The 4,704-nt window shown below is 56.6% G+C and carries 1 protein-coding gene and 1 pseudogene; both read left to right on the top strand.

The genetic code is table 11. The annotated features are described in order from the left end of the window. Positions 1-645, top strand: a pseudogene (locus ACO4XG_RS10840) (hypothetical protein); the annotation flags it as partial. An 11-nt stretch (positions 646-656) separates the two neighbouring features. Then, positions 657-4,704: hypothetical protein (locus tag ACO4XG_RS10835; RefSeq protein ID WP_308508572.1), on the top strand; the 4,048-nt coding region annotated here is incomplete at its 3' end.

Genomic DNA, 4,704 nt, shown 5'->3' with positions numbered 1-4,704 from the left:
GGCGGCAGCGGCGGCGGAAGCAGTCGCGGCAGCAGCGGTGGCGGCGGCGGCACCAGCTTCGGCAGTACCGCAGGCGGCCCGAGCTTCATCGGCAAGGAAGCCTTTGTCGCGGACTACGAGCAGGGCTACACGGTCGGCACGAACGGCAACTGGCAGCTCATTAACCCCGAGCACAGCGAGTGGATCTTCACGCTGAACGGCGGTATCCGCCTTGTGAGCCGCTGGGCAAAGCTTGACTACGCAAACGGCGATGTCAACAAGAACGGCTGGTATCACTTCAACTCGCACGGCATTATGGACTTCGGCTGGTTCCGCGACGAGAAGCTCGACTGGTACTACTGCAATACAGAGCACGACGGCTGGCTCGGCAAGATGAAGCTCGGCTGGCACTACGACGAGGCGGATAAGCACTGGTACTACCTGGATCCGCAAACCGGCGTCATGCACACCGGCTGGACGGAGATCAACGGCAAGTGGTACTACTTCGCACCGACCACCTCCGCAAACACCTACGAGTACGATGCGGTGAATGAGAGATGGTTCTACAAGTCCAACTCGGTCGTGCGTCCCATGGGTTCCATGTACCAGAACGAGACGACGCCGGACGGCTACCGCGTTGACGCGAATGGCGCGTGGATTCACTGAGGAGGAATGAGATGAGATTGAGACAGAAGATTAAGTCTCGGATCGCCGCGGCGATGGCGGCTGTCATGGTATTTTCCATGGCAGCCCCGGCGCTGCCGGTTTATGCGGCGTCCCGCACCATTATTTTTGATACAGGAGACGGCCCCAAAGTTACGGACGGTCCGAATCACTATACGACCGATACAATCACTGTGAATGAAGGCGATTTCCTGAAGAATGCACCTGGGTTTGCAGGGGTTCCGTTGGTGGATACATCCGGCAGTACAGTGGCCGCAACAGATACGCACGCACGACCGGTATTGCCTTGGGGTGCTGCTAATGTGCCGAGCTGGAGTGGTTGGACGTTTGACGGTTGGTACAATGATGCGTATTCTTTGACAGAGCCGATTTCTTACTTACCGCTTGTTATGCCTTCCGGCAGTGGAAATATTACCTACAGGGCAAAGTGGAAGTCTGACGGCACTGTGCAGACAAAGACACTTACCGTCATGCACTATCGTATGCTGGATGATTCCAACACAGAATTACCGGCGAGTGCTAGCGCCAGCTTCTATACAGCAGACCATATTGCGTTTAATCCGGGTGGACAACCTTGGGTAAACCCGTCACCTAAGTCGGTAGGTGATACGATCACGGAAGTTCCGCTTTCCGCAGCAGCTGTTCCCGGTTATACCGTGAAAGAGGTCATTCTCAAGAACTACAAGAATGTCAAGTACGGTGAGAGCAGTGGAAGCGGTACGGGCGCGGCCACAGTAACGGTTGATTCGGATAAGACAGTCAGCGGTACGATGCCGAACGATGATTTGACAATCCGCTATCTGTACAAGCCGGATGACAATCAGAAATTCTCTTTTACGAGAGAATATGTGGATGCAAGTGGTGCGACCATTAAGCAGACAGACTCTGATTTAAAGAAGGCGGAAGAAAGTATTAGCAATTTGACACCGCCTACAATTGCAGGTTTTGTTTACAATAGCTACACGATTCTGCAGGGCCAGAATGATGACGCAAATGCTTGTGTCTACGGCACGACCACTTTAGCCGGAAAGAATCGCTTTAATTTTGACTCAGATGGTGTGCTGAATGGCAAGATGCCGAACCAGAATGTCAAGATTCGTTATACGTATACGCGTGACCCGGCTTATCAGCTTCGCGTACAAGTTAAGTATCGCGACAACCACGGCAATCCGTTGGACGGTCAGGATGGCAGACCTACGATTGCCGACATCAATGAATTGCGTGCAGTCGGTACGACAGGCGAACAGACGGTAGCGGTTCCCGTACTGGCAGGCTATACGTATCCGCCGAACATGAATCCGGGTACCAACGGTGGCGCAACAGCACCGACTGTGCCGACGGCGTCAGATCCTAACTTAAAATTTACATTACAGGCGGGCAGTGATAACCAGGGTGCGAAGATCGAAATTACTTATGTCGAAAATACCAGTGATGCGACAGCCTGGGCGCGCGTGAGCTACCAGACAAGCGCAAACGGCAATATCACCGGTAATACGGCACCGCGCTCCATCCGTGTCGGCTCCTACACTTGGGATAAGCTGATCGGTGAGGCAACGGGCGGCGGACTTGCTGTCAGTGCAGACCCCGAGCGAAACTATATGCTCGAGGGTTGGTATGTCGAGATGGACGGCGTTGAGACTAAGATTTACGACGCAGCGACCGGTACTTCAACCATTCCGACAGCGGATCATAAGTTCGTGGTTCCGGCAGGTACCGGTACACCGCCGGCCATGAGAACTCTCAAGATTTATCCGAAGTTCGTGAAGAATCCGGCGGAGTGGTATACGCTTAACTTTACGAGCAGTGCAAACGGTCATCTGAGCGGCTTTACAACTTTGACGGTTCCGAAATACACGCGAGATGCTTCCGGTACTTGGAATCAGACCACTTGGGCAGATTTGAACGTGCCGACGGCGACGCCGGACAGCGGTTACTATGCAACGCCGTGGACCAGCAGTGTTGGCTTGCAGCCTGGTCCGACAACACAAATCGGCGGCAGTGAGACCTACAATGTCAGCTTCCTGCGAATCGGCTTCACGGACGACGGCCTGCTCGCAATGCCGAACGCAAGCGGCACAGTCGCAAACAACGGCACAGGTTCGGTCAATGTGAGCAGTGCAAACGCACTCAGAAACTATGCCATCACCGACATGAGCGGCAATGTGATTGCGACACTTCCGGGCGCTACACTTCAGACAGGCGCGTTCACCGGTCTTCCGGTCAATGCACAGTACCAGGTCTATGAGCTCTCGAGCAGTGAGAATCCGGCGGCAGGTACGCCGATCACAAGTGTCCCGGCGCTAAACCGCAGTCAGCCGACCACGGCGACGGTTCCGGCAGTCGGACCGAATGCTTCGACCGGCACGGACGCCGCAAATCCGGGTCAGCAGACCATTACGGTAAGCCCGACCGCGCCGAACACCGAGTACTCGCTGCTTGACGCGAGCGGCAATGTGGTACCGGCTTCCGGCTGGGTCACCCCGAGTACGCCGGGCGCAGCGATTGTCTTTGACAACCTCGACCCGAACACGACTTACACGGTGGTCGCAAGACCGGTCGGCGGCAGCCAGACCCCGCAGAATCAGTCGGCACAGGGAACGGTGATCCCGGTGACGGGCAACCCGGCGGCAACGCCGGACACCTACACGCTGCGTCTTCTGAACGGCGGCAAGGTGATTGAGCACAAGAGAACCATCAGCGGCGTGGAGCAGTTGCTTCCGATCGGCGCGGATGATACGAATGTTACCTTCCAGGCGGGCGATAAGATCAAGCTTGACGTGACCGTCCCGGCAGGTGCGACGACTTTCAACCGTTGGAATGTGCTGCTCGGCAGTCTCAATATGTCAACGGTACAGACGGTATCATCACCGCGTATCACGATGCCGGCAGGTTCTGTGACGATTTCCGCAAGCTTCAACAACCAGCCGCTGCTTCCGGCACAGCCGAAGGCAGACCTCGACTACACGCCGAAGGACGGACGCTTTGCGCCTGACCCGGCAAACAACGCACAGCTGCTCACAGAGCTCACGAACAACCCTGATGACCTTGCAGCGCTTGCAAATGCAAGTGTGAGTAAGCTCACCTATATCGTGAAGCTGAACCGTGGGGCTGTCTCGGCGGCGAATGCAAACGAGCTGAAGACGCAGACAGGCGACAACGATCTCAAGACACCGTGGAGCCTGCAGGTCGGTTTGGCTCGCGATGTGGACGGCGTCAATAAGACTGTCCCGGCGTCGAACAGCAACGCGACGGTGCGTGTCATGGCGCGTCTCGATGAGAGCCTGAAGAACAACACCGATTACAGCCTCTGGAAGCGCACCGTGGATGGCGCGGGCAATGTCTCCTATGTGGATGTCCCGATGAATCCGGCAGACTTAAGCGCGGCGGGCTTTGACGGCAACTTCAGCTTTGAGGCGAAGAACGGCGACTATCTTGTGCTGAGCTATAAGAAGGCACACACGGTGACCGTGATTGACTCGAAGCGCGGCACAACCTACACCTTCCGTGTCCCGCACGGCGGTGATATTGCGAGCCACGCGGACTATACCACCATGCGCGGTGCCCTCGCTGCGAACTACACAGATCCGACGACCGGCATTGAGTATGAGTTTGATCAGTTCCGGAAGCAGAACAATGCGACCGCAGCGACATTCGCAGACACCGATCCGGTGACGCGCGACATGACTGTCTATGCGATGTACATCCCGGCGGACGACACGGCTTGGCAGAATGCGAGAAACAACCTGATCAGCGAGATCAACAGAGGCAACGGCGTGATGACGAATCCGAGCATTGTTTCGCAGCTCACACCGACCGAACTCTCCGATCTGACCAATGCGGTGACACAGGCAAATGCGCTTGCAAACCGTCTCCCGAGACCGACCACGGCTGAACTGGTCACAGAGCACGCAAATCTGAAGGCTCTGATTGACGCGATTCTTGCCAGAATCGCGGGTATCACTCCGTCTCCGACCCCGACCCCGACCCCGACCCCGGGCGGCGGTGGCGGTGGCGGTAGCCACAGCGGCGGCGGCGGTGGCG

The organism is Stomatobaculum sp. (assembly GCF_057248925.1).
The sequence above is the reverse complement of the archived record's forward strand: the minus strand, read 5'-3'. Positions and strand labels throughout refer to the sequence as shown.